The 25619-nt window shown below is 58.7% G+C and carries 22 protein-coding genes; 9 read left to right on the top strand and 13 right to left on the bottom strand.

Going from position 1 to position 25619, the window contains the following annotated elements; all coding sequences use genetic code 11:
* Positions 1 to 26: 26 nt before the first annotated feature.
* The 5 genes from pbpC to HZ995_RS07135 form a co-directional block, all read right to left on the bottom strand.
* The gene (gene pbpC, locus HZ995_RS07115) at positions 27 to 2066 is read right to left on the bottom strand and encodes a penicillin-binding protein 1C (protein WP_245168775.1); all 2040 of its coding nucleotides are present in this window, start codon (positions 2064 to 2066) and stop codon (positions 27 to 29) included.
* Complete coding sequence (locus tag HZ995_RS07120) at positions 2063 to 7489, bottom strand: alpha-2-macroglobulin family protein (protein ID WP_209357970.1); 5427 nt, start codon at positions 7487 to 7489, stop codon at positions 2063 to 2065. The genes pbpC and HZ995_RS07120 overlap by 4 nt, the downstream gene beginning before the upstream one ends.
* Before the next feature lie 71 nt (positions 7490 to 7560).
* Complete coding sequence (yaaA, locus tag HZ995_RS07125) at positions 7561 to 8334, bottom strand: peroxide stress protein YaaA (protein ID WP_209357971.1); 774 nt, start codon at positions 8332 to 8334, stop codon at positions 7561 to 7563.
* A 30-nt stretch (positions 8335 to 8364) separates the two neighbouring features.
* A complete protein-coding gene (recQ, locus tag HZ995_RS07130; protein ID WP_209357972.1) occupies positions 8365 to 10401 on the bottom strand; it encodes a DNA helicase RecQ in 2037 nt (678 codons plus the stop codon).
* Positions 10402 to 10494: 93 nt separating this feature from the next.
* On the bottom strand, positions 10495 to 10776 hold the full coding sequence (locus tag HZ995_RS07135) for a YggT family protein (RefSeq protein ID WP_209357973.1): 282 nt from the start codon (positions 10774 to 10776) through the stop codon (positions 10495 to 10497).
* Between the two features lie 113 nt (positions 10777 to 10889).
* On the opposite strand from HZ995_RS07135, the gene HZ995_RS07140 reads away from it, so the two are divergent.
* The 4 genes from HZ995_RS07140 to arfB all read left to right on the top strand — a co-directional run bounded on the left by HZ995_RS07140 (position 10890) and on the right by arfB (position 14585).
* Positions 10890 to 11456 carry an acyl-CoA thioesterase gene (locus HZ995_RS07140; RefSeq protein WP_209357974.1) on the top strand — a complete coding sequence of 189 codons (567 nt, stop codon included), beginning with the start codon at positions 10890 to 10892 and terminating at the stop codon, positions 11454 to 11456.
* Between the two features lie 58 nt (positions 11457 to 11514).
* Positions 11515 to 12903: an MFS transporter gene (locus HZ995_RS07145; protein ID WP_209357975.1), complete on the top strand. Its 1389-nt coding sequence runs from the start codon at positions 11515 to 11517 to the stop codon at positions 12901 to 12903.
* A complete protein-coding gene (gene mepA / locus HZ995_RS07150) occupies positions 12879 to 13802 on the top strand; it encodes a penicillin-insensitive murein endopeptidase (protein ID WP_209357976.1) in 924 nt (307 codons plus the stop codon). Before HZ995_RS07145 ends, mepA begins: the two co-directional genes overlap by 25 nt.
* Before the next feature lie 363 nt (positions 13803 to 14165).
* Complete coding sequence (gene arfB, locus HZ995_RS07155) at positions 14166 to 14585, top strand: alternative ribosome rescue aminoacyl-tRNA hydrolase ArfB (protein WP_209357977.1); 420 nt, start codon at positions 14166 to 14168, stop codon at positions 14583 to 14585.
* A gap of 62 nt (positions 14586 to 14647) precedes the next feature.
* Here the strand turns inward: arfB and HZ995_RS07160 are convergent, their stop codons facing one another.
* Genes HZ995_RS07160 through HZ995_RS07170 form a run of 3 tightly spaced genes read right to left on the bottom strand, consistent with a single transcriptional unit; the run spans position 14648 to position 16487 of the window.
* Positions 14648 to 15517 carry a DMT family transporter gene (locus tag HZ995_RS07160; RefSeq protein WP_245168776.1) on the bottom strand — a complete coding sequence of 290 codons (870 nt, stop codon included), beginning with the start codon at positions 15515 to 15517 and terminating at the stop codon, positions 14648 to 14650.
* A 6-nt stretch (positions 15518 to 15523) separates the two neighbouring features.
* Entirely contained in the window at positions 15524 to 16228 is a 705-nt protein-coding gene (locus HZ995_RS07165; protein WP_209357978.1) for a winged helix-turn-helix domain-containing protein, read from the bottom strand.
* The gene (locus HZ995_RS07170; protein WP_209358195.1) at positions 16200 to 16487 is read right to left on the bottom strand and encodes a hypothetical protein; all 288 of its coding nucleotides are present in this window, start codon (positions 16485 to 16487) and stop codon (positions 16200 to 16202) included. The genes HZ995_RS07165 and HZ995_RS07170 overlap by 29 nt, the downstream gene beginning before the upstream one ends.
* Positions 16488 to 16685: 198 nt before the next feature.
* Here HZ995_RS07170 and HZ995_RS07175 point away from each other — a divergent pair, with 198 nt between their 5' ends.
* The 3 genes from HZ995_RS07175 (at position 16686) to HZ995_RS07185 (ending at position 19093) form a co-directional block, all read left to right on the top strand.
* Complete coding sequence (locus HZ995_RS07175) at positions 16686 to 17135, top strand: hypothetical protein (protein WP_209357979.1); 450 nt, start codon at positions 16686 to 16688, stop codon at positions 17133 to 17135.
* A 120-nt stretch (positions 17136 to 17255) separates the two neighbouring features.
* Complete coding sequence (locus HZ995_RS07180; RefSeq protein ID WP_209357980.1) at positions 17256 to 17861, top strand: ribonuclease HII; 606 nt, start codon at positions 17256 to 17258, stop codon at positions 17859 to 17861.
* Between the two features lie 116 nt (positions 17862 to 17977).
* Positions 17978 to 19093: a site-specific DNA-methyltransferase gene (locus tag HZ995_RS07185; RefSeq protein ID WP_209357981.1), complete on the top strand. Its 1116-nt coding sequence runs from the start codon at positions 17978 to 17980 to the stop codon at positions 19091 to 19093.
* Between the two features lie 247 nt (positions 19094 to 19340).
* Here HZ995_RS07185 and HZ995_RS07190 read toward each other — a convergent pair whose 3' ends face one another.
* The 3 genes from HZ995_RS07190 to mutY form a co-directional block, all read right to left on the bottom strand.
* Entirely contained in the window at positions 19341 to 19826 is a 486-nt protein-coding gene (locus HZ995_RS07190) for a GNAT family N-acetyltransferase (RefSeq protein WP_209357982.1), read from the bottom strand.
* Between the two features lie 3 nt (positions 19827 to 19829).
* Complete coding sequence (locus tag HZ995_RS07195; protein WP_209357983.1) at positions 19830 to 20963, bottom strand: alkane 1-monooxygenase; 1134 nt, start codon at positions 20961 to 20963, stop codon at positions 19830 to 19832.
* Between the two features lie 66 nt (positions 20964 to 21029).
* Positions 21030 to 22082, bottom strand: coding sequence for an A/G-specific adenine glycosylase (gene mutY, locus HZ995_RS07200; protein WP_209357984.1), 1053 nt, complete (start codon positions 22080 to 22082; stop codon positions 21030 to 21032).
* Between the two features lie 87 nt (positions 22083 to 22169).
* On the opposite strand from mutY, the gene HZ995_RS07205 reads away from it, so the two are divergent.
* Complete coding sequence (locus HZ995_RS07205) at positions 22170 to 22685, top strand: DUF721 domain-containing protein (RefSeq protein WP_209357985.1); 516 nt, start codon at positions 22170 to 22172, stop codon at positions 22683 to 22685.
* On the top strand, positions 22682 to 23347 hold the full coding sequence (locus tag HZ995_RS07210; protein WP_209357986.1) for a DsbA family protein: 666 nt from the start codon (positions 22682 to 22684) through the stop codon (positions 23345 to 23347). Before HZ995_RS07205 ends, HZ995_RS07210 begins: the two co-directional genes overlap by 4 nt.
* A 48-nt stretch (positions 23348 to 23395) precedes the next feature.
* Here HZ995_RS07210 and lpxK read toward each other — a convergent pair whose 3' ends face one another.
* Both lpxK and HZ995_RS07220 read right to left on the bottom strand, forming a co-directional pair.
* Positions 23396 to 24388 carry a tetraacyldisaccharide 4'-kinase gene (lpxK, locus tag HZ995_RS07215; RefSeq protein WP_209357987.1) on the bottom strand — a complete coding sequence of 331 codons (993 nt, stop codon included), beginning with the start codon at positions 24386 to 24388 and terminating at the stop codon, positions 23396 to 23398.
* Entirely contained in the window at positions 24385 to 25602 is a 1218-nt protein-coding gene (locus HZ995_RS07220) for a 3-deoxy-D-manno-octulosonic acid transferase (protein WP_209357988.1), read from the bottom strand. Before HZ995_RS07220 ends, lpxK begins: the two co-directional genes overlap by 4 nt.
* Between the last annotated feature and the right edge of the window lie 17 nt (positions 25603 to 25619).

The following is a 25619-nucleotide window of genomic DNA, read 5'->3' on the forward strand; positions in this document are numbered from 1 at the left end:
TGACCTGCACGTCAAAGCGGGTTCTGTCAATGGAGTTGCGCCCCGCCGACCCAGATCTCTACGCGGTCGGACTGACCTTGCGAGTCAAGCACCGACAGGGTTGAAGCGCCTACCCCAAGATCCGGCACATGCAGCTCGCGCGCGTATTGGCCAGACAAGATAAGGCGGTCATTGGCCAACACCGAAAACGGTGGCACCCCTTGTCGGATCTTCAGGGTGACGCCCTCTTCAGTGGCCGTAAGCCGCGCGCCATTTGGGGGGAAGGTCAGCTCCGGGCCTTCGGTGTCTTCAAACACATCCCGTCGTCCGCGAAAGACTTTTAGAGGCTTTGGCAAGGCTGCGTGACTTAGCAAAAGTGTCTCTGGCGGAGGCGGAGGAAAGGCCTCAATCTCAGGTTTGATCAGGCCGAATACGTCAAACAAGACCGGCGCGGCAAGATCTCCTCCGAAAGCGCCGGGGACGGGCGTGCCGTCCGGACGCCCCATCCAGACTCCGACAACATGACGCGCGTCATAGCCGATGGCCCAGGCGTCCCGATGCCCATAGCTGGTGCCGGTTTTATAGGCGAGTTTGCCTCGACCAGCCCCAGCGGGCGCTGGGATGTTGGAAAGAATATGGCTGACGTGCCATGCGGCGGACCGGCTGATCACCTGCGCGTTTTCTTGTTTGTCTTGTGCATTGTGATGCAAAGTCACGCGCTGCCCCTTGTTGGCGAGACTTGCGTAGAGGCCGACCAGATCGTGTACCGTCACACCCACACCGCCAAGCGCCATGGCCAAACCGGCCTGACCCGAAGGTAAACGCGCTCGGACCCCCGCTGCGTTCATTTTTGCAAGCAGTCGCGCAGGGCCGATGTCGTCGGTCAGCAGGACGACGGGGATGTTCAGCGATTGTTTCAGTGCGTCTTCGACAGAAATCTGTCCGCGAAACCGCCCATCAAAGTTCTGAGGCGCATAGGTTCCAAAGGCCACCGGACGATCATCAATCAGCGTTTTCGGGTGAATCAGACCCTGATCAAAACCCATCCCATAGACCAGCGGCTTCAGCGTCGAGCCCGGAGAGCGCACCGCCTGTGTCATGTCGACAAAACCGTTATTCTGCGCGGCGGTGTAGTCTGCTGATCCAAGCGACGCGAGGATCTCTCCGGTCTGATGATCCGCCGCGAGGATCGCAATCGACATGCTGGGGTCGCGTCCATGCAGAGCCTTTGCGGCCAACTCGCGTACAGCGTCTTGCAGCGTCGCATCCAAGGTCAGGCGTTGACCTTTGCCCCAATCCTCGGCCACTATCACCCGATCCGCGAGGTGAGGCGCCAGCATGGGCAGGGCGCGTCGCTGCGTCGGCATTGGCTCTGGTGTTGAAGCTTCGGCGGTTAAGACACCACGCGTGATCATCTTGTCCAGAACATGTTGCCGCGCGCCGCTGGCGTGTTCTGGAAAGCGATCCGGCCTGCGCCGTTCCGGGGCTTGCGGTAGGGCGATCAGAAAGGCGGCTTCTGCGGGTGTCAGCCGTCGGGGCTCCTTACCGAACCACGTCAAAGTCGCCGCGCGTATCCCTTCGATATTCCCACCATAGGGCGCGTTTGTCAGATAGAGCGATAGGATCTCGTCCTTACCAAGCCACCGCTCCAAGGCCCAAGCCAGACGCATCTGACGCAGCTTGCCGCCCAAATCGCCCGTGCCCGAGTTTTCCAGCAAACGCGCTGCCTGCATTGTCAGCGTGGATCCGCCAGAGACCACCTCTAGATTCCAGATCGCCTGCCAAGTCGCACGCGCGCCCGCCAAAAGGTCGACGCCGGCGTGGGAATAGAAACGTTTGTCTTCATAGGCGATCAACATCTCCAGAAACTTTGGATCGACCTGATCGACACGTGCACCCAAACGAAACAGACCCTGTTCCACCGGAAAAGCTCTCATCAACACGCCGTTGCGATCGCGGATTTCAACCGAGGTATCGACAGTCAGCGGCGGAATGTCCGTTGTCTCGATCCAGCGATCAAACCCATCCCGTACCCCCGCGCCCGCAAGGACGCAGAGCCATATTGCAAGAAGGAGCCTCAGTTTCACTGGGCGACCAAAAGACGACCCGTCTCAGTGCGGGCGCGGTAGCGCGGGTTGTACATGTCTTCGACACTGGCTGCGGGATGGTGGAAATCACCGGGCGACACCGCACGCACCACATAGGCCAATTGGAACGCCTGATCAGAGCGCCAATCAACGGCGGCCAAGAACCGGTCGCTGCGGAATTCAGTATGGGTGGCCCCATTCAGTTCCAGCCAAGACAGGTCCCGCAGGTCTCCGCTGCGCAGTAGGTTCGGGTTGTCGATCTCAAATCCTGCGGGCAGAGGATCGTTGACCATCAGCCGCGCGCCTCCCGTTTCAAAGGGCTTCACGCGCAGGACGGTGACAAAGCGGTCGCCCACCCGCACCAGACTTGGATCAATCGGCGCGCCCTCCATCGTGAAATAGTCGCGTGTGATCGCATAGCCATAGCCACCCGCCGGAACATCGAAGGTCGGCACGCCGACGGTGGTGACGGTCACGTCTGTGGGCTGCGCGCTGGTGTTGGTGATGTCGATTGGATCGAAGAACGTCCCCGCCTCGGTGAGCAGGAATGGCCCATCTATGGGGGCTCCGTTGACCAGCAATCCAGACGTCGCCGGATCCTGAACCAAAGCATGCGCCGCCATCAACGCCCATGCGCTTTCTTGCGTGGACATGGCGCGCGACGTGCTGGAAATACGCTGCGCCAGAGCATTGCGGTTCACGACTTCGCTGCCTGCGCCAACGGCCAGAGTTAACAGGCCAGCTGCGTCTCGCAAGTTGCTACCGTAGTCAGCACGCCACGATTGGCTGGTTTCGTCCGTCGTGCGCGACGCAATCTGGCGAGCTGCTGCTGCGAACATGCGGTCACTGCGCAACTGATCCCCGTAAAACGCCAAGGCTGCGCCAAGCTGAGCTGCGGCCAGAGGCGTATCAAAGGCCTCGGCTTTCACGTCGGCATAATAGCGCAGATCGCCGATAGCTGCCGCGCCTTCGCGGGCCAAGACCATCAGGGCATAGGCAATAGGGCCGCCGTCGCTGTCAAAGTCCGGCGCGAAATTCACGCGGTTTCTGAGGTTGTCCATGGCTTGCCTGAAGGCGAGCTGAGGCACGTTATACCCCTGCGCCCGCGCTTGGCTGAGGAAGTCGCTGACATAGGCGTCCAGCCATAGGTCCCCGGTGCCTGGGCGCCAAAGCCCGAAGGCTCCATTTGAGGACTGACGGGTCAGGATCTGCGCGATGGCCTGATCGACACGTTCCTGAATGCGGTCCCGGTCGCCAAGACCGAGGGCGGCAGACAGATCATCAAAATACAACAGCGGCAGAGCGCCTGAGGTGATCTGTTCCGTGCAGCCATAGGGGTAACGATCCAGAGCGGCCAAAAGGCCGGGCGCATCAAATCGCGCGAGCGGGCCTGCTGAGATGACCGAAGACGCTGTCCCCGGGCGCAGGTCTGCGAAGAGGCCCTGGTCAAAGCTTAGCGTGCCGCCTGCGGCCAGCGTGAGGCGCTGGGTCGTGCTAACTTCGGGATCATTCTGGCGCACAGGAAGCGTTAGGTCTTTGGTCAATAGCTTGCCGCCGGGCGTTGTCAGGGCGATGGAAATCAGATGATCTCCAACACTGTCCACCGAAAGCGGGATAACCAGTTTTTGCGTCTCTAACTCTGCCAAATCCACGCCGCGCGGCGTTGTTCTAAGGTCGAGCTGAACCCCGCCTGTAGCAAAGACATCCAGTCCGACGCGCCCCGCTGGGCCTTCGGCATGGGTGATGTCCAAAAGCAAGCGGCTGGTGTCACCGGGTGCAAGGAAGCGCGGCAGGCTGGCGCTGAGCACGATGGGATTGCGCACCAGAACGTCGCGATCTGCTTGGCCGACAGCGCTGGCGCTCCATGCCACTGCCATCAGTTTCACGGTTCCGTTGAAATCGGGCATGTCGAATGACACTTCGGCCTGCCCATTCGCATCAACGGCTATAGGCCCCGAGAAAAACGCGACCAGTTCTTCGGTCGGGGGCGGGGACTGCAGCCCCACTTGTGCCATTGCATCGCCGCCGGATCGCACGGACCCCATCGCGCCGTTCATACCGTTGATCAAACGGCCATAGATATCGCGGATCTCTATGCCCAGCCGCCGTTGGCCAAAATAGTGCGCTTCAGGATCGGGGCTTTGAAATCCGGTGAGATTGAGGATCCCCACATCAACCGCGGCAAGGGTCACATAGGCGGTTTCACCCGCGGTGACGCCCTCTACATCGATGCCAACCGTCAAAGGAGCGTTTGGCTCCATCTGTTCGGGAGCCGTTAGGGTCACGTCCAAAAGCTTCGAGCCCGGATCAACTTTGGCATAGCTCAGCCCCAAAGCGCGCGACGGGTTCAATCCGTTGTCCACATCCATTGGACGTACCAAGGACGCCGTCACATAGGCGCCTGCGCCCCAATCATCTGTCACCGGAATGTCGATCAAAGTCGCACCCTCGCCAACCTCGACCGTTTGCATCGCAATCAGACGGTTTGAGACCACTGACACCAAGGCCGTGCCAGCCGCACGCGGCACAATGCGCAGACGCGCGGTATCTCCGGGCCGATACATGTCTTTGTCCAGCGACAGCTCGAGCGTATCGGGCGTTTCGCTCACGTCGGCGGGGGCATACCAGCCTGCATAGAACTCAACAGCGCTTGCGACATAGGTCCCTTGGGTGCTTTCCACCACCAGCTCGTACTGGCCCCACTCCACCGGTGCCGCGATGCGCAGAGGGTCCGCGCCCAGCACGGCGTTTCCGCCAGCAACACGTTCGCGGCGGGTGACGGGCTCCCAATTCCAATTGCCGTAAAGCTGGTACCACTGATAGCGCGTGTGGACACGGTTGAGAGTCCAAGTGACGGGTTTTTCGACCCTAATTAACCCGGACTCCAGCGCGATGACTTCGAACCTAGCCTCACCGTTTTCCGCGACGATGTCGTCAAACAACGGCTTGATCCCGATCATGTCGCGAGCCGAGATCACCTCAGCCGAGGTGCGGCGTTCCACCGGACGGCCAGCGCCCTCGGACATCCAGACCGTCAGATCTGCGACCAAAGGCTGGGCGGCGTCGACGTTGGGCAAGGGCAATTCCAAAGTGACTTGCCCAGCTGCATCCGTCCGCTCTGGGCCGAAACCGTTGGTTCTGGGGTTAAAACGTTCGTCGTATCGGCCAAACTGATAGCCCGGATAGCCCGCCAATGCGTTTTGCGCGCGTAGCGTGACTTGCCCATCCACCGGCAGATCCGCGCCCGGAGCGCCAAACAGATAGCGAGCTTCAATGGTCAACGGAGGTCGATCCCCAAGGTGCAATGGGCCGTCAGGTAGCGACAGCTCAAAGTCGATGCGTTCAGGAATGAAGTCCTCGACCAACACGGAATGCACGGCGAGGGCAGGGGCTTTGGTGTCTGAATAGAAACTCATGGCATAGCTGCCGCGCGGGGCAGACGCCGCGACTGGGATTTCAAACACACGCCCACCGGCCTGGTCTTGCGTTGACACGATACGCGTGTATTCCACGCCATCGGGGCGTTTGATGATGGCCGTTATGGGCAGGCCTTGGATGGCTTCGGCTTGATCGCCGCGCAGCAAAGCGGTCGCATAGATGGTTTCACCCGCGCGATAGGCGCCGCGGTCGGTCGCCACAAACAGGTCTAGGGGAGGCGCGGGTGGGCGACCCTCGACGCCTCGATCTGACAGATCAAAGGCAGGATCGGTGAGGGATAGGAACGCCATGTCTTCGCCGTTCTCTAGCAGAAGCAGCGCCGGTGCCGCTCCGCCGGTTCCGCGCGTCAGCCCTGCATCAAACCGAGCGTAGCCCGCGCCGTCGGTCACGCTTTCGGCCAGCACGCGATTGGCGCGCGATAAGAGCGTGACCTTGGTGTCCGCAAGGGCCTGCACATCGGTAAGGCTTTGGACCACAACGTGAAGCCCATCTGTACCGGACATTGTGGTGACACCAAGGTCAGAAAGTACGAACCACTGGGTGGCATCTGTTTCCTCATACGGATCATCGCCCGCAATGGCTGCGGTCAGCGCATAGATGCCGGGGTCTAGATCATTGATGATCTCCCCCACCGGAAGCCGCGTGAGCATATCTTGGTTCAGCGTGTTTTCGACTTGGCCCGTTCCGGTCCAGACGGTCTCTGCGATTTCGCGATCAAAGGTGCGTTCCTGCCAGACACTCAGAGGCTGCCCGAAATAGCTGTCCTGAATGGCGCGCAGCAGGTTGCGATCCGAAACTTGGCGCAGCGTGAGTTCTACTTGGTCCAGATTGACCGTCTCGATGGGAATGCCAGCATCGGGCGTGCGGGGCAGCACATAGGCGCGGCCCGGGAAACGCAGCGCAGGCGTGCGGTCCCGGACATAGAGGTTCAGAGAGGTGTCACGAACGAGGGTCTCGCCGCTTTCTGCAGGCAATCCTTCGCGGAAGGTTAGGGTGTAGCGCTCGCCATGGGTCAGGCCAGAGACGCAAAGTTGGTTGCCCTCGGCCACCACAGCCAGCCGTTGATCTGCGCGTTTCACAAATGGGCTATAGTCCACACCGGATTTCCGCAGCGGCTCGCTGAACTGCGAACAAATACGCGGGCTTGCGGCGTCGCTGTCGACGGATGAATCCGTGATCCGGAAGCCATATTTCGCAATGGCGTCGTTTAGGGCAGTTTCAAAGTCCAAACGAGGTTGGGTCGCCTGTGCGAGACGCAGGGCATCGATGGAGTCTCTTCCGCGTCCCAGATCCGGCAGGATCTGCGCCATATCGCCCAAGACCGACGCGCGAAACGCGGGCGATGAGCCGCGTAGATACGCATTGATCATCGCGGAAAACGCACGGTTTCGATGCTTGTTTTGCAGCTGGCCATTTTCGCGGATTGACAGGTTGAGCTGCGCGTATTGCAGCCAAAGATCGGCGGAATCCGTTTTGGCCACCGCGCCGCCCGCCCAACGCATTGCACTGTCAAACTGACCACGGCTGCGCCTGTCGGTCATGGCGTCGATCATTTCATCCACACTCCACGGGCCAGAGGCATGCAAGCGGCCGATGCGCGTTGCGAGCTCGTAGGCGGCAAAGAGATCGCCATCGCTTAGAAAGTTCAGCTCTGCGCGGCGGGTCTTGGCGGCGACGCGGGCATTGGGCCGAGAGGTGAAGACTTCGGCTGAGGTAGCGCCTTCAAAGGCGTCGCGCCGCTCCACGCCTGTCTTGGGGAAACAGGCGTTTTTGGAATTGTTATAGGTGAAGGCCGCGCAGGCCGCATCCGCCAAGCAGGCGTTGATGCATGCCTCATAGGATGTGTCAAACATCGGCGTCAGATCAGCGCCGTAGAAGTCGGTATCCGGGCTGACGACGACCCATCTTTCAGGGATCAATTGTTCCTGCGCCTGTGCCGCTGTCACCAGAGACAAAATCGCCAAAATCCGAACCAAAAACCGCATATTGCCCTCCGCACTACCCGAAAGAAGATCGCACGGGTGGGCGAGTCGATCAACTCAGGCAAATATGACGCTTAGGTTTCGGGGTAATCGCGCAGAAAGACCCATTTGTCGCCTTCGGACATGTCGGGTTCAAACTTATAGCCGCCAAGGTCGAAATCTTTGATGGCCTCGGCGTCCGTCAGGCGGTTCTGGATCATAAACCGCGCCATCGACCCGCGGGCTTTTTTGGCAAAGAAGCTGACGATTTTGGGTTTGCCACCTTTCAGTTCCATGAACACGGGCGTGATGACACGCAGCTTGAGCGCCTTGGGATCCACGGCTCCGAAATATTCCTGGCTTGCGCAGTTCACGAGCGTGTCTGTTTCGACCGCTTCGGCTTGCGCGTTCAGCTTTTTGGAAATCGTGTCGCGCCAGAATTCATATAGGTTCTTGCCGCGGCGCGTTGACAGACGGCTGCCCATTTCCAAACGGTAAGGTTGGATCGCATCCAGAGGACGCAAGAGGCCGTAAAGACCTGACAGGATCCGCAAGTGATCCTGCGCCCATGTGATCTCGTCTTCATCGAGCGTCTTTGCTTCAAGCCCGATGTAGGTGTCACCGGCAAAGGCAAAGACGGCGGGGCGTGTTAGATCTTGCGCTGGCTCTGCCTCAAAGGTTTTGAAACGATCGCGATTGAGCCGCGCTAGATCGGGGCTCAGATCCATCAGTTTTTGCAAGTTGCCCAAGGTCAGATTGCGCGCGGTTTTCACGAGCTTCACCGCCTCGTCCTGCAAATCTGGCTGCGTCAGATCCACATCCACCGGATCCCAATCCAAACGTTTCGCAGGCGACGTGACAACAAGCATGGGCAGACCTTTCTGAGCGTTCTCTCTGATTTAGTCCGCTGTCTGCAGGACGTCCAGAAAAGCTGCGCCAAAACGGTCGGCTTTTTTGTCGCCGAGGATGCGTTTGATCGCGTTTTCGTCCTGAGGCTTGGTTTGGGCGACCTTGGCCAAGAGCGATGCCGAACAACTCAGCGGCTTGTCAATACCGTCGGGGCCTCGGGTGAGGTCGGCTTGGACTTCGAGAAGGCGGTCATATAGTGACCCTTCGGCCCGACCCGCGAGTTTGCGACGGCTGGGGTGGAGCGCCTCGGCCTCTCCTGTGATGACCGTCAGAAAATCGTCGCCGTATTTCTCGAGTTTCTTTGCGCCAACGCCGCCGATCTGCGCCATTTGATCAAGGTTCAGAGGCCGTTTTTCAGCCATTTCGATCAGGGTGCGGTCATTAAAGATGATATAGGCGGGCACTTTGGCGGACTCGGCCAAGGCGCGGCGTTTGGCTTTGAGGGCCGACAAGAGCGGCGCGTCTTCTTCGCTGACCAAGGCTTTGACACGCGGGCCTTTAGAGGCCTTGCGGATCGTGTCACGCCGCAGGTTAATCGACGCTTCGCCTTTGAGGATCGGTAGGGCGTCATCGGTCATCCGCAAAGCGCCGTGGCGTTCGGGATCAGGTCGGATAAGATCGTGGCCCATCATTTGGCGGAACACCGCTTGCCATTGGCGTTTGTCATATTCGCGGCCCACGCCGAATGTTGGCAGCGCGTCATGCCCCTTTTGGCGCATCCGTTCGGTGTCATTACCAAGCAGGATGTCGATCAAATGTCCGGTGCCGAACCATTCACCAGTGCGCAGGATAGCAGAGAGCGCTTTGCGCACGGCCTCGGTGCCGTCAAAGACCTCGGCCGGCTGATCGCAGAGATCGCATTTTCCACAAGTGACCTCGGTCTCGCCGAAATACCCGAGCAGCTTGGTGCGTCGGCATTCCAAGGCCTCGGCCAATCCAAGCAGAGCATTCAGCCGCGCGTGATCAGCGGCGCGACGTTCTGGTGGGGCGAGGCCTTCGTCGATTTGCGAGCGACGCAGGCGGATGTCTTCGGGACCAAAGAGGGTAAGCGTTTCCGCCGGTGCTCCGTCCCGACCCGCACGGCCGATTTCCTGATAGTAGGACTCGATGGATTTCGGCAGATCGGCGTGGGCGACCCAGCGGATATCGGGTTTGTCGATGCCCATGCCAAAGGCCACAGTCGCCACCACGATCAGCCCGTCCTCGCGTTGGAAACGGGTTTCGACAAAGCGGCGGTCCTCGGGGTCCATGCCGCCGTGGTAGTGCAGCGCGTTATGGCCGGCGTCGCGCAGGCCCTTAGCGAGGCTTTCCGTTTTCGCGCGGGTACCGCAATAGACGATGCCCGATTGGCCAAGCCGTGCGCCAGCGAAATCGAGGATCTGTTTGCGGGGGCTGTCTTTGGCGGCGAAAGCCAGGTGGATATTGGGGCGGTCAAAACCGTGCAGGAAGGTGGCAGGGGACTCGCCGTCAAACAGCCGTGTGATGATTTCTTCGCGGGTTTCAGCGTCGGCTGTGGCGGTGAAGGCTGCGATGGGTACGTTCAGCGTGCGGCGCAGCTCTCCGATGCGCAGATAGTCTGGGCGGAAGTCATGGCCCCATTGGCTGACGCAATGGGCCTCATCCACAGCAATCAGTGAAACTCCGATGCGGCGGAGCATGCCCAAGGCGGCGCCAGAGGCGAGGCGTTCGGGCGCGATGTAAAGGAGTTTGAGGCGACCGTCCTCAATCGCAGACCAGACCTCTTCGGTTTCCTCATCGGTATTACCAGAGGTCAGAGCGCCTGCCTCAACGCCTGCTTCGCGCAGGGCGCGGACCTGGTCGCGCATCAGGGCAATAAGCGGAGAGATGACAACAGTGATCCCGTCGCGCACCAGTGCAGGCAATTGATAACACAGGGATTTCCCGCCGCCCGTTGGCATAATCGCCAACACGTTTTGCCCAGACACAACGGCGTCCACGATCTCTTCTTGGCCGGGGCGAAACCCGTCAAATCCAAAGATATCGCGCAACAGCGTGTCGGCGGGCATGGGGTGTCCTGTAAGTGGCGTTGATCTGCTCTTACAGGAAATGAATCACATCGTGGTTAACGCGGCAAGGGCTGGGCGCGGAAAATCAGCCCGCTAAAGTAAGATCGCCGGTAGAATATAGTCGCGCAGCGAGATCACGATGATGAACGCCACCAGCGGGGCCAGATCCAGCGGGTTGGTATTGGGCAGGAAATTGCGGATCGGTGTGTAGATCGGCTCGAGCAGGCGGTTCAGGCCATACCAAAGCTGCGCCACGAATTGTTGGCCCAAATTCAGGACATTGAAGTTGATCAGCCAGCTCATAATGATGTGGACGATCATAATAAAGAACACCACATCCAGAATAAGCCGCAGAGGCCCGTAGATCGCCATCATTTCTCAAACTTCCTTCTTTGTCGTCTCACACACTTAGGCTCCGCAACGTCAATGCGCAAGATGCGTTGACCTTAGGGTCATTCACACCCACATGGGCGCAAAGGAGTTTTCCAATGTACCCGTGGATTCGTCTCGTTACTCATTTCCGTTCCGCCAGCCGTCAGCCTAAGATCCAGTGGCAGGACACCCATGTGTCTCATACGATCTGCTGGCCTTGGGATTTGGACCCCTGGAACGAGCTGAACAACGGCCGTGCGCTCACGTTTTTCGACCTTGGCCGTATCGGCTGGACGGCGCGGATGGACGTTATGGAGACGATGAAAGCCAACAATTGGGGCATGGCGGTTGCCGGCAGCACAGTGCGCTATCGGCGTCGGGTGCAGATGTTTCACCGGCTTGAATTGCGCACGCGCATCGCCGGCTGGGACGACAAGTTCTTTTACTACGAGCAATCCGCTTGGAAGAGCGACGGCGAATGCGCCTTTCACGCTGTGCTGCGTGCGGCGATGACCAGCCGTCAGGGTTTGGTGCCTCCGGGCAAACTTGTCGCGGCATTGGATCGCGGAATTGAGCAACCTGCATTGCCTGACTGGATCCAGCAATGGTCCAAGGCCGAAGAGATGCGCCCTTGGCCTCCGATGAGCGATACGCCTAAAGGCGATAACCTAGCGGCAGCCTAGGAAACGGTTGCGCTAGCAACGTTTTTTCGAGACAGTCCCTGCAACAGGGGGACTGGGTATGACAAAAATTAGCTTAAAACGCCGCGTCTGGGGCTGGATGATGTTCGACTGGGCATCGCAGCCGTTCTACACGCTGTTGTTGACCTTTATCTTTGGTCCCTATTTCGCGGCGGTTGCGACGGAATTCTACATGTCTGGCGGCATGGAAGAGGCATTGGCTGACGCCCAAGCGCAGGCGGTCTGGTCGGCGATGCTCGCTTATGTCGGATTGGCGATTGCGGTCACGGCGCCCGTTTTGGGCGCGATCGCGGACCAGTCGGGGTCCCGCATCCGTTGGATGTATATCTTCTCGGTATTCTATGTGGTCTCGACCTACGCCCTCTGGTGGATGCTACCTGATGGCTCCAACATGATGATCACGCTGGTGGCCTTTGGCATCGGCATGATGGCGGCAGAATATGCGCTGGTCTTTATCAACTCGATGCTGACTTCTCTGGGACCTGATGAAGAGGTCGGTAAGGTCTCGGGCAGTGGGTTTGCTCTGGGCTATGCGGGCGGTGTCGTTGCTTTGCTGATCATGCTGTTGCTGTTTGCAGAGGGTGATAATGGCAAGACCTTGATTGGGCTGGATCCTGTTCTGGGTTTGGACGCATCTGAGCGTGAAGGCACGCGCGCCGTCGGGCCGTTCACTGCGATCTGGTATGTGGTCTTTATGATCCCCTTCTTTGCATGGGTGAAAGAAGCGCCAGCTGAGAAATCGTCGGGCGGGATTGGCGCGGCTCTGAGCGGGTTGATGCAGTCGGTGAAAAACGTCGCGAAGCGCCCAAGCCTTGCGTCCTACCTCGCGTCTTCAATGTTCTATCGCGATGCCTTGAACGCGCTTTACGGGTTTGGCGGAGTTTATGCCGTTCTGGTCTTGGATTGGTCGATCACCCTACTTGGCGTCTTTGGCATCTTGGCCGCGATCTCGGCGGCAGTGTTCACCTATATCGGCGGCCTTTGTGACAAACGCTTTGGCCCAAAACCAGTGATCCTGTTCAATATCTGGATGCTGATTATCGTCTGCGTCGTCATTGTCGGCATGTCGCGTGAAAGCTTCTACGGGATCCCTCTGGCCGAAGGGTCGGGCCTGCCTGATCTGACCCTCATGGTCCTTGGTGCCATCATCGGAGCCTCGGGCGGAGCAGTCCAAGGGGCATCGCGTACGATGATGGTACGCCACGCCAATCCAGAGCGCCCGACCGAAGCCTTTGGTCTTTATGCGCTGTCCGGTAAGGCCACAGCCTTCCTTGCACCTGCGCTGATCGGGATGGTCACCTACATGACCTCTACGGCACGTCTTGGCCTATCGCCTGTGATTGTTCTCTTCATTATTGCTCTGATCCTGCTACGCTGGGTGAAACCGGATGGGGATCGAGCAGAATGGGACGGCTCCTCAAAGGCCTAGTTTTATGTGCCGCATTGGTTGGATGCGGATCGGGTGACGAGAATGACAGCGTGGCGGAGCCCGCCGCGCGCGCCTATAAAGCACCGCTTGAATGGCGTGATAAGCTTGCGAAATATCTCTTCGGAAGTGAACCTGTCGGGTCAGCCCAAGCACCCGAGGCCTTTGGCAGCTATGCCAAAGGATGCCTCGCGGGCGGCGTGGAACTGGCGGAAACCGGTCCGACCTGGCAAGCCATGCGCCTGTCGCGCAATCGGAACTGGGGGCATCCGGTTCTGGTGGACTATGTACAGGATCTGTCGCGTGTGGCTGCCAGACAGCGGGGCTGGAACGGACTTTATGTTGGAGACATGAGCCAGCCACGCGGGGGGCCTATGCTCTCGGGGCATCGTAGTCACCAGATGGGGTTGGATGTCGATATCTGGATGCGGCCTGCGGTGAACTTGCAGCTGTCTGCCAAATCGCGTGAAAGTATCTCGTCCTTTTCCATGCGTCGCGCAGCAGGAGCCTATGTCAACGAAGGCTGGAGCCGCGCGCACCACGAGATCATCAAAGCCGCCGCTCAGGATCCACGTACCGCGCGGATCTTTGTCTTTCCGGGCGCGAAGGTGCGGATGTGCGATGACGAAAAAGGCGACAAGACTTGGCTGCACAAAGTGCGGCCATGGTGGGGTCATCACTATCATTTCCATGTTCGGCTGAATTGTCCCGAAGGCTCGCCCAGTTGCGTTGAACAGGATGATCCGCCCCGTGGCGATGGTTGTCAGGATGCGCGGGACTGGGTCGCAGATATTTTGGACCCGCCGCCACCGGACCCGAATGCGCCCAAACCTAAGCCACGCAAGGAATTGGTTCTGGCGGATCTGCCAAACCAATGCGTGGGCGTGTTGCAGTCCAATTGAGCCAATTACGCTTTGCGCAGCACTTTGCCCAAGAAAGCGTAACTTTCGGTTAACGCCCTTTATCCTGTGTGAAAAATCCGTAACGCCACATTATTTTGTTTTGACATCTAAGAATTCTGTGGCACGCTGAGGCTACGCGAAACAATCTGAAAGGAGGTGCCCATTGTCTAGAGAAGCTATGGAGAACGGTGTCGGAACAGTCCGGAAGGAGTGCAGCTAAGGCAGCCCTTGGCTGAACAATAATCGGATTGGTCGCTGCCTAACCGGCGCACCTCCCTACATCTCGAAGGGCTTTTCCACGCGGGGAGAAGCCCTTTTCGTTTGCCGGTTTCCATCTTTTAAGAAAGGCCCCAAAATAGCGCCATGTTGCGCGTCACAGACGATATCACGATTGAGGACTGGGAAATCACAGAACAGTTCATCCGGGCTTCGGGGCCGGGTGGGCAGAATGTGAACAAGGTCTCCTCGGCGGTGGAGTTGCGGTTTGAGGCCGCGCGGTCTCCGAACCTGCCGCCGCAGGTGAAGGCGCGGCTAAAGCGATTGGCGGGACGGCGCTGGACCAAGGACGGCGCGTTGATCCTGCAATGTGATGAAACCCGCTCGCAGGTGCGTAATCGCGAGATCGTGCGCGAGCGGTTGGCCGCTTTGATCGAAAAGGCGCTGGTCGCGCCGAAGCGGCGGATCAAGACGAAACCGACCTATGGGTCTCAGCAACGGCGCTTGAAGGCCAAGAAGGTGCGCGGAGAGGTGAAGGCTCTGCGCGGAAAGGTAGGCGACGAGTAGGGGCTTTGCCCCCTTGGGCTAGCGCCCAATTCCCCCAGGATATTTCGGCAAGAGAATGAGCTTTACGTCTTCTGCCCGCGCCACAAAATGAACAGGCCTGAGGCGACGATCATCAGCGACCCCCAGATCATTGGCGCGGTCAGGCTTTCGCCAAAGACGAATATGCCGAGGGCGAGACCAAACAACAGTCGCGAATACCGAAACGGCGTCACTGCTGAAACCTCTCCGGTCCGCATGGCGCGCATCAGAGCTGTATACGCGATGACGCCGACGCCGCAGGCGGCGGCCATGAGCAGGCCGGTTTCTAATCCGACTGTCACAAATGGTGCGTTTTCATAGACGGCAAAAAGGGCACCAGCGGCTATCAAGGCAAAGAAACCGTAGAGCCCAAGGATATTGGTGCTGAGCGAGGCCGGGGCTGCGCGGCTGGCGAGGTCACGACCGGCAAAGCCGAGCATGCCGAGGACAGCCAGGATCGAGAGCGGCGTGAAGCTGTCGCTGCCGGGTTGGATGATGATGATGACACCAGCGAGCCCCAGAAAGATCGCGCCCCAACGACGCCAGCCGACGGTCTCGCCGAACAAGGTTGCCGCCGCGCCGACGACGACGAGCGGGGTGGCCTGCAGGATCACCGTGGTGGACGACAAAGGCGTCAGCACGAAGGCAAGCGTATAGAACAAGCCACCAAAGACTTCGAAGACCGCGCGGACTAGCATCGGGCGAGAGGTCACTTCTTTGGGCACCAAAGGCGTGCCTTGCCGGCGTGCAAGGGCCGCGAAGATGAAAGCGCCGCCTGCTCCGAAAAGGACGAGGACCTGGTTGACGGGCAGGGTGGACGCAGCCGCTTTCAGCAAAGCATCCTCAATGGCAAAGAGGGCCATGGCAGCGATCATCCAGATGCTGCCGATTAGATTGGCGCGTTGAGCAGTCATTGTGTTTTAGAGAACCTTGATCACCGATTTATCGATGCCCAGCATATAGCCGCGCCGCGCGATGTTTTTCACCAAGAGCTCGCTGACCATCTGATTGCCCAAGGCGTCGCGCAGACGTTTGATGCGTGTAGCCCCCGCGGCCTCTTCGCAATCGGCTTGGGGTTTGCCTGATATGATCGCCTCGAGTTCAATGCCCGACAACACGTCATCATCCATCCGCGCTTCGGCCAGAATCGAGAGGGTTTCCAGTGCCGCGTCCGTCAGTTTGAAGCCCATATTGTTCAGATAGACTTTCTTTTCGTCGCGGCTGATCAGCAGGGAATTCACCTGAATGCCGGATTTCTCGATCTGGGCCATGCGACGGTTCATGGCAATCAACATCACAAGGAACACAAGTGCTGCGATCATCATGCCTGTGGCAAAGATCAGCAGGACAAAGATGACCATGCGATAGCTGGAGAGAATCGCGGCAAAGGCTGTGCCGGATTGCGCGAGGATCTCTAGCAGCTTCAATTCCGCCTGTTTGGTCAGATCATCGTTTTCGACGAAAAGCCGCTCGACCCGCATGTTAAACGCATTGGCGTCCGGCAGCGTCAAAAGCAAAACCGCGCCCGCCCCTGCAAGGATCACCACAATCGCGATAATCCCAAAGGTGACGACGCGCCCACCTATTTGGCGCGATTCAATAGCGGAGATAGAACTGTCCTGCATCGCTTTGTCTCTCCTGAAGTCCGGATGAGTCAAAGACTGACAGAACATTAAGCAAAACCCAACCGCCCTGTGTCAAACGAAGCCTCAATTCTTGAGTAGCATTCGCTTTCGTGCAGTCACCGCGCACTTCGGCCACCCCATAATGGAGCTTCAGCGGGTTGTCCTGCTTGGCTTTATAGTCGGCAAAACACGCCGCATGGGCAGGAGAGGACAAGGCCAGCGTGGCGGCCGTCAAACATATGAGAGCTGTTGTTTTCATGGCTAAGACATTGGGTGAATCGGGTTGGTTATTCAATATCAACGCCGCGATTGACGCGTGTTATCCGATATCATTGTGGTGTTATTGCCTGACTTTCGGGGGTCGGGCCAGTGTCGGCTCATCAGGTCGCAACCTTCTGCTGAACGCGGCCACTCAGTTTGAAAACGACACGCAAAAGACCCTCGAAAGGAAACCCTCATGTCCCGTAAGTTTATCTCTTCCATCATGATCGCTGCCATCGCTGCTACCAGCCTGAGCTTCTCGGCGGCACCCGCAAAGGCAAATGACGATCTCGCGAAATTCCTGGTTGGCGCAACTGCGCTGGTCATCATTGGCAAAGCGATTTCGGACAACAACCGCAACAATCAGCCATCCCGTGCTTACACGTCACACCGCCCAGAGCCGGAGCCTAAGAAAGTGCGCAAACCCCGCCGCTATGCGCTGACTGCGGCCTGTGTGCGTCGCCACAATACCTATGACGGCAAGGTAAAGGTCTTTGGTCAGAAATGCCTGCAAAACCACTACCACTACGCCGACAGCCTGCCGCGTCACTGCAAAGTGCGTCTGGCCACCACCAAAGGCACCAAGCGCGGCTACTCTATCCCCTGCCTGCGCAACGAAGGCTACTACATCGTCAGCAGCAAATAACACATCGAGCCCTCGGGGGCGGTCCCTTGCATCCCCACGCAATGCCCTCGATGAAAACCGGCGCCCCTCGGCGCCGGTTTTTTGTTGCGCTTGGCGGATGGATTGGCTTTCAAGAGGGGCATGAGTTTACCGGACTATCATCTCGAAGAATTGGCGATCTTGCGCGGCGCATCTGTCGTGGCAGGTGTGGACGAAGTCGGACGCGGCCCGCTGGCGGGGCCGGTCATGGCGGCTGCGGTTATCCTGCATCCTGATCGTATTCCCGAGGGGCTGAACGACTCAAAGAAGCTCAGCAAAAAACGCCGCGAAGCGCTCTACGATCAGATCCTCGAGGTTGCGGACGTGGGGTTCGGGGAAGCCTCAGTTGCGGAAATCGACGAGATCAACATTCTGCGGGCCAGTCATCTGGCGATGGTGCGTGCGGTTCAGGATCTGTCGGGGCGGCCAGATTATGTGCTGGTGGATGGCAAAATGATCCCGCGCGGGTTGAATATTCGGGCCGAGGGCGTGGTCAAAGGCGACACAAAAAGTGTTTCAATTTCAGCGGCTTCAATTGTGGCGAAAATAAGGCGCGACCGATTGATGGAGTCTTTGGCGCAACAGTTCCCCGGATATGGTTGGGAAAGAAACATGGGATACCCCACCAAAGAGCACAAATCTGCGCTCATCAGCCTGGGGATAACCCCACATCATAGGCGTTCTTTTAAGCCTGTACACAACATATAGTGGCAAGCAAAAAACCTAACCTGCTGATTCAAAAAAGAAATTGACGCGGGACTCGTCATGACTCATCCTGTGGATAACCAAAGAGCGCAAAAGCGCCGGTTATATTGAGGCAAGACATGACGAATAAACCCGTGAAAAAGGGCGCTCCTGCGCCCTCGTTGGATGCTGTGTTGAACACGATCCAATCTGGCGACTGCATCGATGTGATGAACAGTCTCCCTGAAAACTCTGTTGACCTGATCTTCGCAGACCCCCCCTATAACTTGCAGTTGAAGGGTGAATTGCACCGTCCGGACAATTCCAAAGTGGATGCGGTCGATGATCACTGGGACCAGTTTGACAGCTTTGCAGTCTATGATCGTTTCACCCGTGAATGGCTTTCGGCGGCGCGTCGGATCCTGAAACCGAATGGCGCGATCTGGGTGATCGGCTCGTATCACAACGTCTTCCGCATGGGCGCTGAGCTGCAGAACCAGGGCTTCTGGATCCTGAACGACGTGGTCTGGCGCAAGTCCAACCCGATGCCGAACTTCCGCGGCAAACGCCTGACCAACGCGCATGAGACACTGATCTGGGCGTCGAAATCGGAATCCGCGAAACCGACCTTCAACTATGAAGCTCTGAAAGCGCTGAACGAAGGCGTGCAGATGCGCAGCGACTGGGTTCTGCCGATCTGCACAGGCCACGAGCGTCTGAAAGACGAAAACGGCGATAAGGCGCATCCGACTCAAAAGCCTGAGAGCCTGTTGCATCGTGTTTTGATTGGAACGACCAATCCAGGCGATGTGGTGCTGGATCCGTTCTTTGGCACAGGCACGACAGGCGCGGTTGCCAAGATGCTCGGCCGGAATTTCATCGGCATCGAGCGTGAAGAGACCTATCGCAAAGTCGCCACCAAGCGCATCAAGAACGTGCGCAAGCTCGATAACGAAGCGTTGGAAGTCACGCAAAGCAAACGCGCGCAGCCACGTGTGCCTTTCGGTCAGCTGGTCGAACGCGGCATGCTGCGTCCGGGTGAAGAGCTTTATTCCCTGAACGGACGCCACACCGCCAAAGTGCGGGCTGATGGGACGCTGGTTGGCAGCAAGGACAATAAGGGCTCGATCCACCAAGTGGGTGCGGCCTTTGAAGGGGCGCCGAGCTGTAATGGCTGGACCTATTGGGCCTATAAGTCCGAGGGCAAGAAGGTGCCAATCGACAATCTGCGTCAACAGATCCGGGCTGAGATGTAATCCGGCCCTAGCAAGATCCGGTGGGCACACATCGGAAAAGAATGTACCGCCAGTGTCCAAGGGCCATCAGGCCCGCGGCACGGACGACTTCGCCCCGCCTTTTGGCGGGGCTTTTTTATGCGGGTCGGGGCTTTGCCCCCTTGGCCTGCGGCCTGGGCTCCGCCCGTTCGACCCTCAAAAGCTCCTCGAGCTTTTGCAGGACGGGCCTCACCCCAGAGTATTTTGGCAAGATGAAAGTGAGGGTCGCCTAGAGCGGTTTGCGCATGCTTAGTCGACCTTCGAGGATCGTGGCCCCAAATCGTTCATAGAAGCGGATGCCGTCTGCGTTGTCGGATTTGACGTGCCAATCTATGCGGCAGGCACCTTTTCGGTTGGCATAGGCTTGAACCCACTCCATCAGAGCCCGCCCGATGTTCTGACCACGCGCCTCTGGGAGGACGAAAAGCTCTTTTAGATCGATTTGCGTCCAGTTATCCGGGCGTGGGTCGCTAATCGAGGTGACGCGTGCGACGGCGACGAGACCGAGCGAGCGCCCGTCAGTTCCCCAGGCAATGATGAGGTCATGGGGCGTCTCTTCATCAAGCAAACGCTTGATGTGCCGCGCGCATGTGGCGTCATCTGGTGCCGCGGCGTTTGGCGTTTCATGCGCGTAGAGAGCTTGAAACAGTGGCTCCAAGGCAGCGATGTCACTCGGTTGGGCCAATGCGACATGGGATAGTTTCGATTGCGACATCGTCTATCTCGGCATAGGCGTTTGCGCTTTGTTGTAGGCTGTCCAGTCCTCGATCTCGGGATAAAACTGTTTGCGCCACGCGCGGACACGCGGGTTCATAACCCGCCGCCAGATGGGCGGCATCATCGCAACCATGGTCATGATCGGGTAGCCATAGGGCAGTTGGGGTGCTTCGTCCTCGGTGTAGTTCTGCAAAAGCGGGAAGCGTCGGTCGGGTTTGTAGTGGTGGTCCGAGTGGCGCTGCAGGTTGATCAGCAGCCAGTTCGAGGCCTTATGCGCCGCGTTCCAGCTGTGGCGGGGTTTGACGTGTTCATATTTGCCATCGCCCAGGTGTTCGCGCGTGAGGCCATAGTGTTCGATGTAGTTGACCAGTTCCAATTGCCAGATCGCGATCCAAGCTTGCCAGAGGAACAAGGCGACTCCGAGCCAGCCTGCGAGCCAGAAGGCGAGCGCTAGAGCGAGGGCCTGCAGGATAAGATAGCGCCAGAAGGGGTTGCCGAATGCCCATACCGGTTTTTTCTTGCGCGCGAGCATGGCTTTTTCGGCACCCCATGCGGAGCGAAGCGTGGTCCAGATCACGCGGGGAAAGACGCGGTGGAAGCCTTGGTTATAGCGCGCCGTCACCGGATCGCGCGGGGTGGCGACGTAGCGGTGATGCACCAAAAGGTGCTCAGAGCGGAAATGCGAATAGAGCACCATCGCGAGGAGGATGTCGCCGAGCCAGCGCTCCCAAGCAGGTTTTTGGTGCATGAGTTCATGGGAATAGTTGATCCCAACAGTGCCCGTCAGAACGCCAACGCCAAAGAAGAGGCCGATGAGTTCCCATATGCCTAGATGATCCGTTGAACCTACGTAGGCCATAAGCCCAAAGAGCGTTCCGGCCTGCAGAAAGGGCCAGAGGATTGTGATCAGGCGGTACCAAAAGATCGTGCTGTCGTCGGTCTGCGGGTCCGCGTTTTCCAGATAAAGCCCGGTGAAAGCATCCAAGAGCGCAAAGAGATACCACGTCGCCACGGGTACAGCGATCAGCCACCAGCCGCCGTTGATCGCGCCCATCCACGCCAAGGGCACCAGAATAAACGACGACCAGAAAGGGAGTGCGCTTTGGAGTTTGCTCAGTTGCGCCTTGGGGATCATGGGGGTGATCTCTCGTTGATGCGGGTTGGGTCAACTATGGCGAGGCCCGCGCCGCGTGGCAACGTTTCAGAGGTCTTTCGTTAGGTCAAAGGCCTTGCGGAACACGGTTGGGAGGTCTGAGGGGCGGAAATCGGCTAGCTCGATAAAATCGCCCTGTTTGGGTTTGCGATCCATCGGAACCAGCGCGGTTTTGACGGTCAGGCGTAGGTGGAAATGTGTGAAGGTATGGCGGGCTTCGGTGGGTAGCTCTTTCCATTCCGCACGGATGGGGTGTGGGTGATCTGGCACCTCTGCTTCGGCCCATTCCGAGCCGGGCCAACCGAGCATGCCGCCCAAAAGCCCCTGATCGGGGCGGCGTTCCAGAAGGTAGGCTCCGTCGACGCGGCGGGCGATATAAACGGTGCCCAAGCGGATCGGTTTGGGTTTCTTTGGCGTCTTTTTGGGCAGCTCAGACGCTGTGCCTTGGATGCGCGCGCAGCAGGCACTACGCCATGGACAGATCCCGCAAGCAGGGTTCTTTGGTGTGCAGATGGTGGCACCGAGGTCCATGACGGCTTGGGCATAATCTCCGGGGCGCTGGTCTGGTGTCAGAGCGTCGGCAAATTCAGTCAGCGCAGGTTTGGCGGCGGGCAAGGGCGTGTGGTGATCGTAGATCCGCGCCATGACGCGTTCGACGTTGCCGTCTACGACTGTGGCTTTGCGATCAAAGGCAATCGAAGCGACGGCGGCGGCGGTATAGGGGCCGATGCCGGGGAGGTCGCGTAGGCCTGCCTCTGTGTCTGGGAAGACACCTCCGAGTTCATGCGCAACAACGCGGGCGCATTTCAGCAGGTTTCTGGCGCGGGCGTAGTACCCAAGACCGGCCCATTCTCCCATCACGTCTTCGTCGCGGGCGTCGGCGAGGTCTGTGACCGTGGGCCAGCGCTCTGTGAAGCGCCGGAAATAGTCTTTGACCGCGGCAACGGTGGTCTGCTGCAACATGATCTCGGACATCCAGATCCGGTAGGGTTCCGGCATGACGCCTGCCCGACGCTCCGCAGGCCCAACACGCCACGGCATTTTACGGGCGTGCCGGTCGTACCATTCCAAGAGGTCCGCGGCTTTTGGCTGGTCACGCAACTGTTATTCCCTCAGTATGCTGCTGGCGCTGGCCTATCTGGCCCGTGGCACTAAGATAGCGCCAGCAAGAAACATGCAAGGGGTCTCATGCAGAGGCGGTCTCGAAAAGGCTTTCAACGTACCTCATCGCTTTTGCGGGACCGGATCCGCAAGGCGGGCGAGACGCGTGGGTTTGCTGTGACCCGTGTGTTGACCCATTGGGCAGAGATTGTCGGGCAGGATATGGCTGCGATCTGTAAGCCCGTGGATGTCAAATACGGCCGCCAAGGGTTCGGAGCCACTCTGACCGTGCTGACCACGGGCGCGCAGGCCCCGATGTTAGAAATGCAGAAAGAAAAGCTGCGCGAGAAGGTGAATGCGGCCTATGGCTACAATGCCATCACCAAGCTGCATATCACGCAAACAGCACCGATTGGCTTTGCTGAAGGGCAAGCGCAGTTTGCCTCCGCCCCAAAGCCTGCTGAAAAAACCATCGATCCCGAGGCCGCAAAAGAGGCGCAGGCCATGGCCGCCCCTGTCGGGGATCAAGACTTGCGAAAGGCGCTTGAACGTCTGGCGGGTAACGTCCTATCCAAAGAAAAATTCAAAGGTAGATCTGAATGAACCGTATGATTCCTCTGGCGATTGTTGTCGCCGCGATTATCGCCGCTGGGGCGTATTTCCTGATGCAGGGCAATGTGACCGAGGTGGAGGTCACTCAGATCGAAACCCCGGCAGAGCCTGAAAACGCAGATGCCGCAGCATCGGCCATTCCTGACATGGTCTTGGGCGATGCAAATGCGCCGATCACCATGATCGAATATGCGTCTTACACCTGCCCGCATTGTGGGTCTTTCCACCAGAACACCTATCCGCAGCTGAAGGCGGATTATATCGACACGGGCAAAGTGAAATTTGTCTTCCGCGAAGTCTATTTTGATCGCTTTGGTCTTTGGGCATCCATGATTGCGCGGTGTGGCGGTCAGGAACGTTTCTTTGGCATCACAGATCTGATGTTCAAAACCCAGGCCGAATGGACCCGCGCCGGTGAACCGGTCGCGATCGCGGATGAGCTGCGCAAGATCGGTCGCATCGCAGGTCTGAACGACGACGAACTGAACGCCTGCCTGCAGAACGAAGAAAGCGCGCAGACTTTGGTTGAGTGGTTCCAGACCAACGCAGCGCGCGATGATATCAACTCGACACCGTCTTTCGTTATCAATGGCACGAAATACGGCAATATGAGCTATGCCGAGATGAAAGAACTTCTGGACGGTATGCTGTAAGCATCTGAGCAGTTCAAAGTCATGCGCCCGGGCCAGTCCCGGGCGTTTTCATTTAAGGAGCCTGTTCAGCAGGGCGTCGATCTCTGTCCAGTCTTTGACCTCTAGCCGAACAGGAAGGGTCAGGACCTTGCGCCGATAGGCGGTGGGCAGGCGTACCGCGTCTTTTTCGGTTGTCACCAATTGAGCCCCCAGTCGCGCGGCATCTGCTTCCATCCGTTGCAAAAGCGCGGTTGTCAGAGGTTGGTGGTCGTCCAAAGCGTGGGTTTCTAGAACCGTTGCCCCTTGCGCGCGTAGCGTTGCGAAGAACTTCTCGGGATAGCCGATGCCTGCAAAGGCCAGGAACGGCGTCGCAGTCCAGTCCATTCCGGTCTGCAAAGGCACAAGTTCCGCACGGGCGTGGGGCAATTTCACCTTTCCCCCCCAAAGCGTGTCAAATCGCGTTTGCGCTGCGCTGTTTCCGATTGTCAAAAGCAGGTTGCCCCGCGCAAGACCCGCACCAACAGGTTCGCGCAAAGGGCCAGCCGGGATGCAAGAGCCGTTGCCAAACCCGCGCTGGGCATCTGCGACGATAATGCTGGCATCCTTATGCAGGCTAGGGTTTTGAAACCCGTCATCCATCAGGATCAGGTCGGCGCCTGCCTCTTGCGCCGCCCGCGCGGCCTTGGTGCGATCCGCGCAGACCCACGTCGGTGCGAAGGCTGCAAGCAGCATAGGTTCGTCCCCGACCTCACTCGCGGAGTGCTTTCGTTCATCGACCCGCGTCAGGTCTTTGGCTGCACCGCCATAACCGCGTGAAATGACATGCGGGGTCAGCCCTTTGGACTGCAGGTATTGAATAAGAGCGATCGCTGTGGGCGTTTTGCCCGTTCCGCCTGCATTCAGGTTGCCAATGCACAGAACCGGAACTTCTGCGGTATAGGTCGCAGGCTGCGCGACGCGCCGTGCCGTCACGCCGCCATAGAGCCATCCAAGCGGGCTGAAGGCGACGCGACCCAGGCTAAAGCGCCCGGGCTCTAGGTTCCAGAATGCTGGCGGCCTCATGTTTGGCTCTCCGCCTGTTCGATTGCCGTGCTGATATCAGAGACGATCTGATTGATCACCCCCGCGCCTTGCGACACTGTATCCCATCCAGCATGCACCATCATTGCGACCTTATCGGGTGCCATCAACTCTTCAAGGGCGCGCACGAGCGCCGGGGCATTTTGCACGACTTTCGCAGCATGCGCATTCGCCAGCCGTGTATAGGCATTGAGGTGGTTATGCACACTCGGCCCATAGAGCACAGCCGAGCCCAAGGCGGCCGCATCAAATGGATCTCTGCCGCCGTGGCCAGGTTTCAGGGATGACCCGACAAAGGTGATCGGTGCGATGCGATAGAAAAGCCCCAATTCTTTGGGGTTTTCCGCCAAAAGGATGTCGGTTTTCTCGCTGGGAAACTCTCCGTCGTCCCATTGGGCCACATGCAAGCCCATGTCTTTGGCTTGCGTCAGAAAGCCCTGCGCATCCTTTGGGTGATCCGGCACAAGGATCATCAGCATACGCGGCGACAGGCGGCTGATGCTGCGTTGCGCATCAAGTATCAGGGGCAGTTCGTCCGGTTGCACCCGTGCCGCAAGCCAGCAGGGGCGGGCAATGAGGGTCTCACTAAGGGCCTCCAGATCGTCCGCGTTGCAGGGAAGCACGGGATTTTCTTCGATCAAAGTGCCTGTGACGGTCACCGGAGTCACCCCGCGCACCAGCCGCGAAATACGCTTGGCTGCCGCGTCCTCGCGGGCGAAAATATGGTTGAACATCTGCAAAACAGCGCGGGTCGGCGACGGCAGCCAACGAGAGGCCCGTAGCGTCAGGATTGGGTCATCGCCATCAATCAAAAACATCGGAGCGCCCGTTTCATGGGTCGCCTGAATAAGTCCGGCCCGCAGTTCATGACCCATCCAGATGGCACAATCCGGGGCCCAATGGCTCAGAAACGCCTGGATATCACTTGGGTGTTCAGATGGCGCGGATGTGCATATCGCAATCTCTTCGAGACCGCCGGGGCAATCGGAACCATGTGGGATTGTCAAAAGCAACTGCGCTTCAATTTGCGAGGCCAGGCGTTGCCCGAGATCCGCCAGCGCGGTTGCGCGAGACACATCGTTGCAATGCAGCCAGATCACATACCCTGCGGGCCGCTTTTGGGACAGGTCCAGCGGGGTTTTCCTCTCTCGGCGGGCCAGCGCCAGATAGGTCGTCAAGGAAAGCGGTTTGGCCATGTGAGGAGACTGCCCAG

The sequence above is a fragment of the Cognatishimia activa genome, assembly GCF_017798205.1.
Lineage (GTDB): Bacteria > Pseudomonadota > Alphaproteobacteria > Rhodobacterales > Rhodobacteraceae > Cognatishimia > Cognatishimia activa_A.

What these genes read in the sequence shown, in the direction of transcription:
- HZ995_RS07205 (WP_209357985.1), top strand. Translation starts at nt 22,170, where the DNA reads ATGCAGAGGCGGTCTCGAAAAGGCTTTCAACGTACCTCATCGCTTTTG.
- HZ995_RS07180 (WP_209357980.1), top strand. Translation starts at nt 17,256, where the DNA reads ATGAGTTTACCGGACTATCATCTCGAAGAATTGGCGATCTTGCGCGGC.
- HZ995_RS07170 (WP_209358195.1), bottom strand. Translation starts at nt 16,487, where the DNA reads ATGAAAACAACAGCTCTCATATGTTTGACGGCCGCCACGCTGGCCTTG.
- lpxK (WP_209357987.1), bottom strand. Translation starts at nt 24,388, where the DNA reads ATGAGGCCGCCAGCATTCTGGAACCTAGAGCCCGGGCGCTTTAGCCTG.
- HZ995_RS07135 (WP_209357973.1), bottom strand. Translation starts at nt 10,776, where the DNA reads ATGATGGCGATCTACGGGCCTCTGCGGCTTATTCTGGATGTGGTGTTC.
- mepA (WP_209357976.1), top strand. Translation starts at nt 12,879, where the DNA reads ATGGGACGGCTCCTCAAAGGCCTAGTTTTATGTGCCGCATTGGTTGGA.
- HZ995_RS07160 (WP_245168776.1), bottom strand. Translation starts at nt 15,517, where the DNA reads ATGACTGCTCAACGCGCCAATCTAATCGGCAGCATCTGGATGATCGCT.
- HZ995_RS07145 (WP_209357975.1), top strand. Translation starts at nt 11,515, where the DNA reads ATGACAAAAATTAGCTTAAAACGCCGCGTCTGGGGCTGGATGATGTTC.
- yaaA (WP_209357971.1), bottom strand. Translation starts at nt 8,334, where the DNA reads ATGCTTGTTGTCACGTCGCCTGCGAAACGTTTGGATTGGGATCCGGTG.
- HZ995_RS07190 (WP_209357982.1), bottom strand. Translation starts at nt 19,826, where the DNA reads ATGTCGCAATCGAAACTATCCCATGTCGCATTGGCCCAACCGAGTGAC.
- recQ (WP_209357972.1), bottom strand. Translation starts at nt 10,401, where the DNA reads ATGCCCGCCGACACGCTGTTGCGCGATATCTTTGGATTTGACGGGTTT.
- HZ995_RS07175 (WP_209357979.1), top strand. Translation starts at nt 16,686, where the DNA reads ATGTCCCGTAAGTTTATCTCTTCCATCATGATCGCTGCCATCGCTGCT.
- arfB (WP_209357977.1), top strand. Translation starts at nt 14,166, where the DNA reads ATGTTGCGCGTCACAGACGATATCACGATTGAGGACTGGGAAATCACA.
- HZ995_RS07185 (WP_209357981.1), top strand. Translation starts at nt 17,978, where the DNA reads ATGACGAATAAACCCGTGAAAAAGGGCGCTCCTGCGCCCTCGTTGGAT.
- HZ995_RS07195 (WP_209357983.1), bottom strand. Translation starts at nt 20,963, where the DNA reads ATGATCCCCAAGGCGCAACTGAGCAAACTCCAAAGCGCACTCCCTTTC.
- HZ995_RS07165 (WP_209357978.1), bottom strand. Translation starts at nt 16,228, where the DNA reads ATGCAGGACAGTTCTATCTCCGCTATTGAATCGCGCCAAATAGGTGGG.
- HZ995_RS07140 (WP_209357974.1), top strand. Translation starts at nt 10,890, where the DNA reads ATGTACCCGTGGATTCGTCTCGTTACTCATTTCCGTTCCGCCAGCCGT.
- HZ995_RS07210 (WP_209357986.1), top strand. Translation starts at nt 22,682, where the DNA reads ATGAACCGTATGATTCCTCTGGCGATTGTTGTCGCCGCGATTATCGCC.
- HZ995_RS07220 (WP_209357988.1), bottom strand. Translation starts at nt 25,602, where the DNA reads ATGGCCAAACCGCTTTCCTTGACGACCTATCTGGCGCTGGCCCGCCGA.
- HZ995_RS07120 (WP_209357970.1), bottom strand. Translation starts at nt 7,489, where the DNA reads ATGCGGTTTTTGGTTCGGATTTTGGCGATTTTGTCTCTGGTGACAGCG.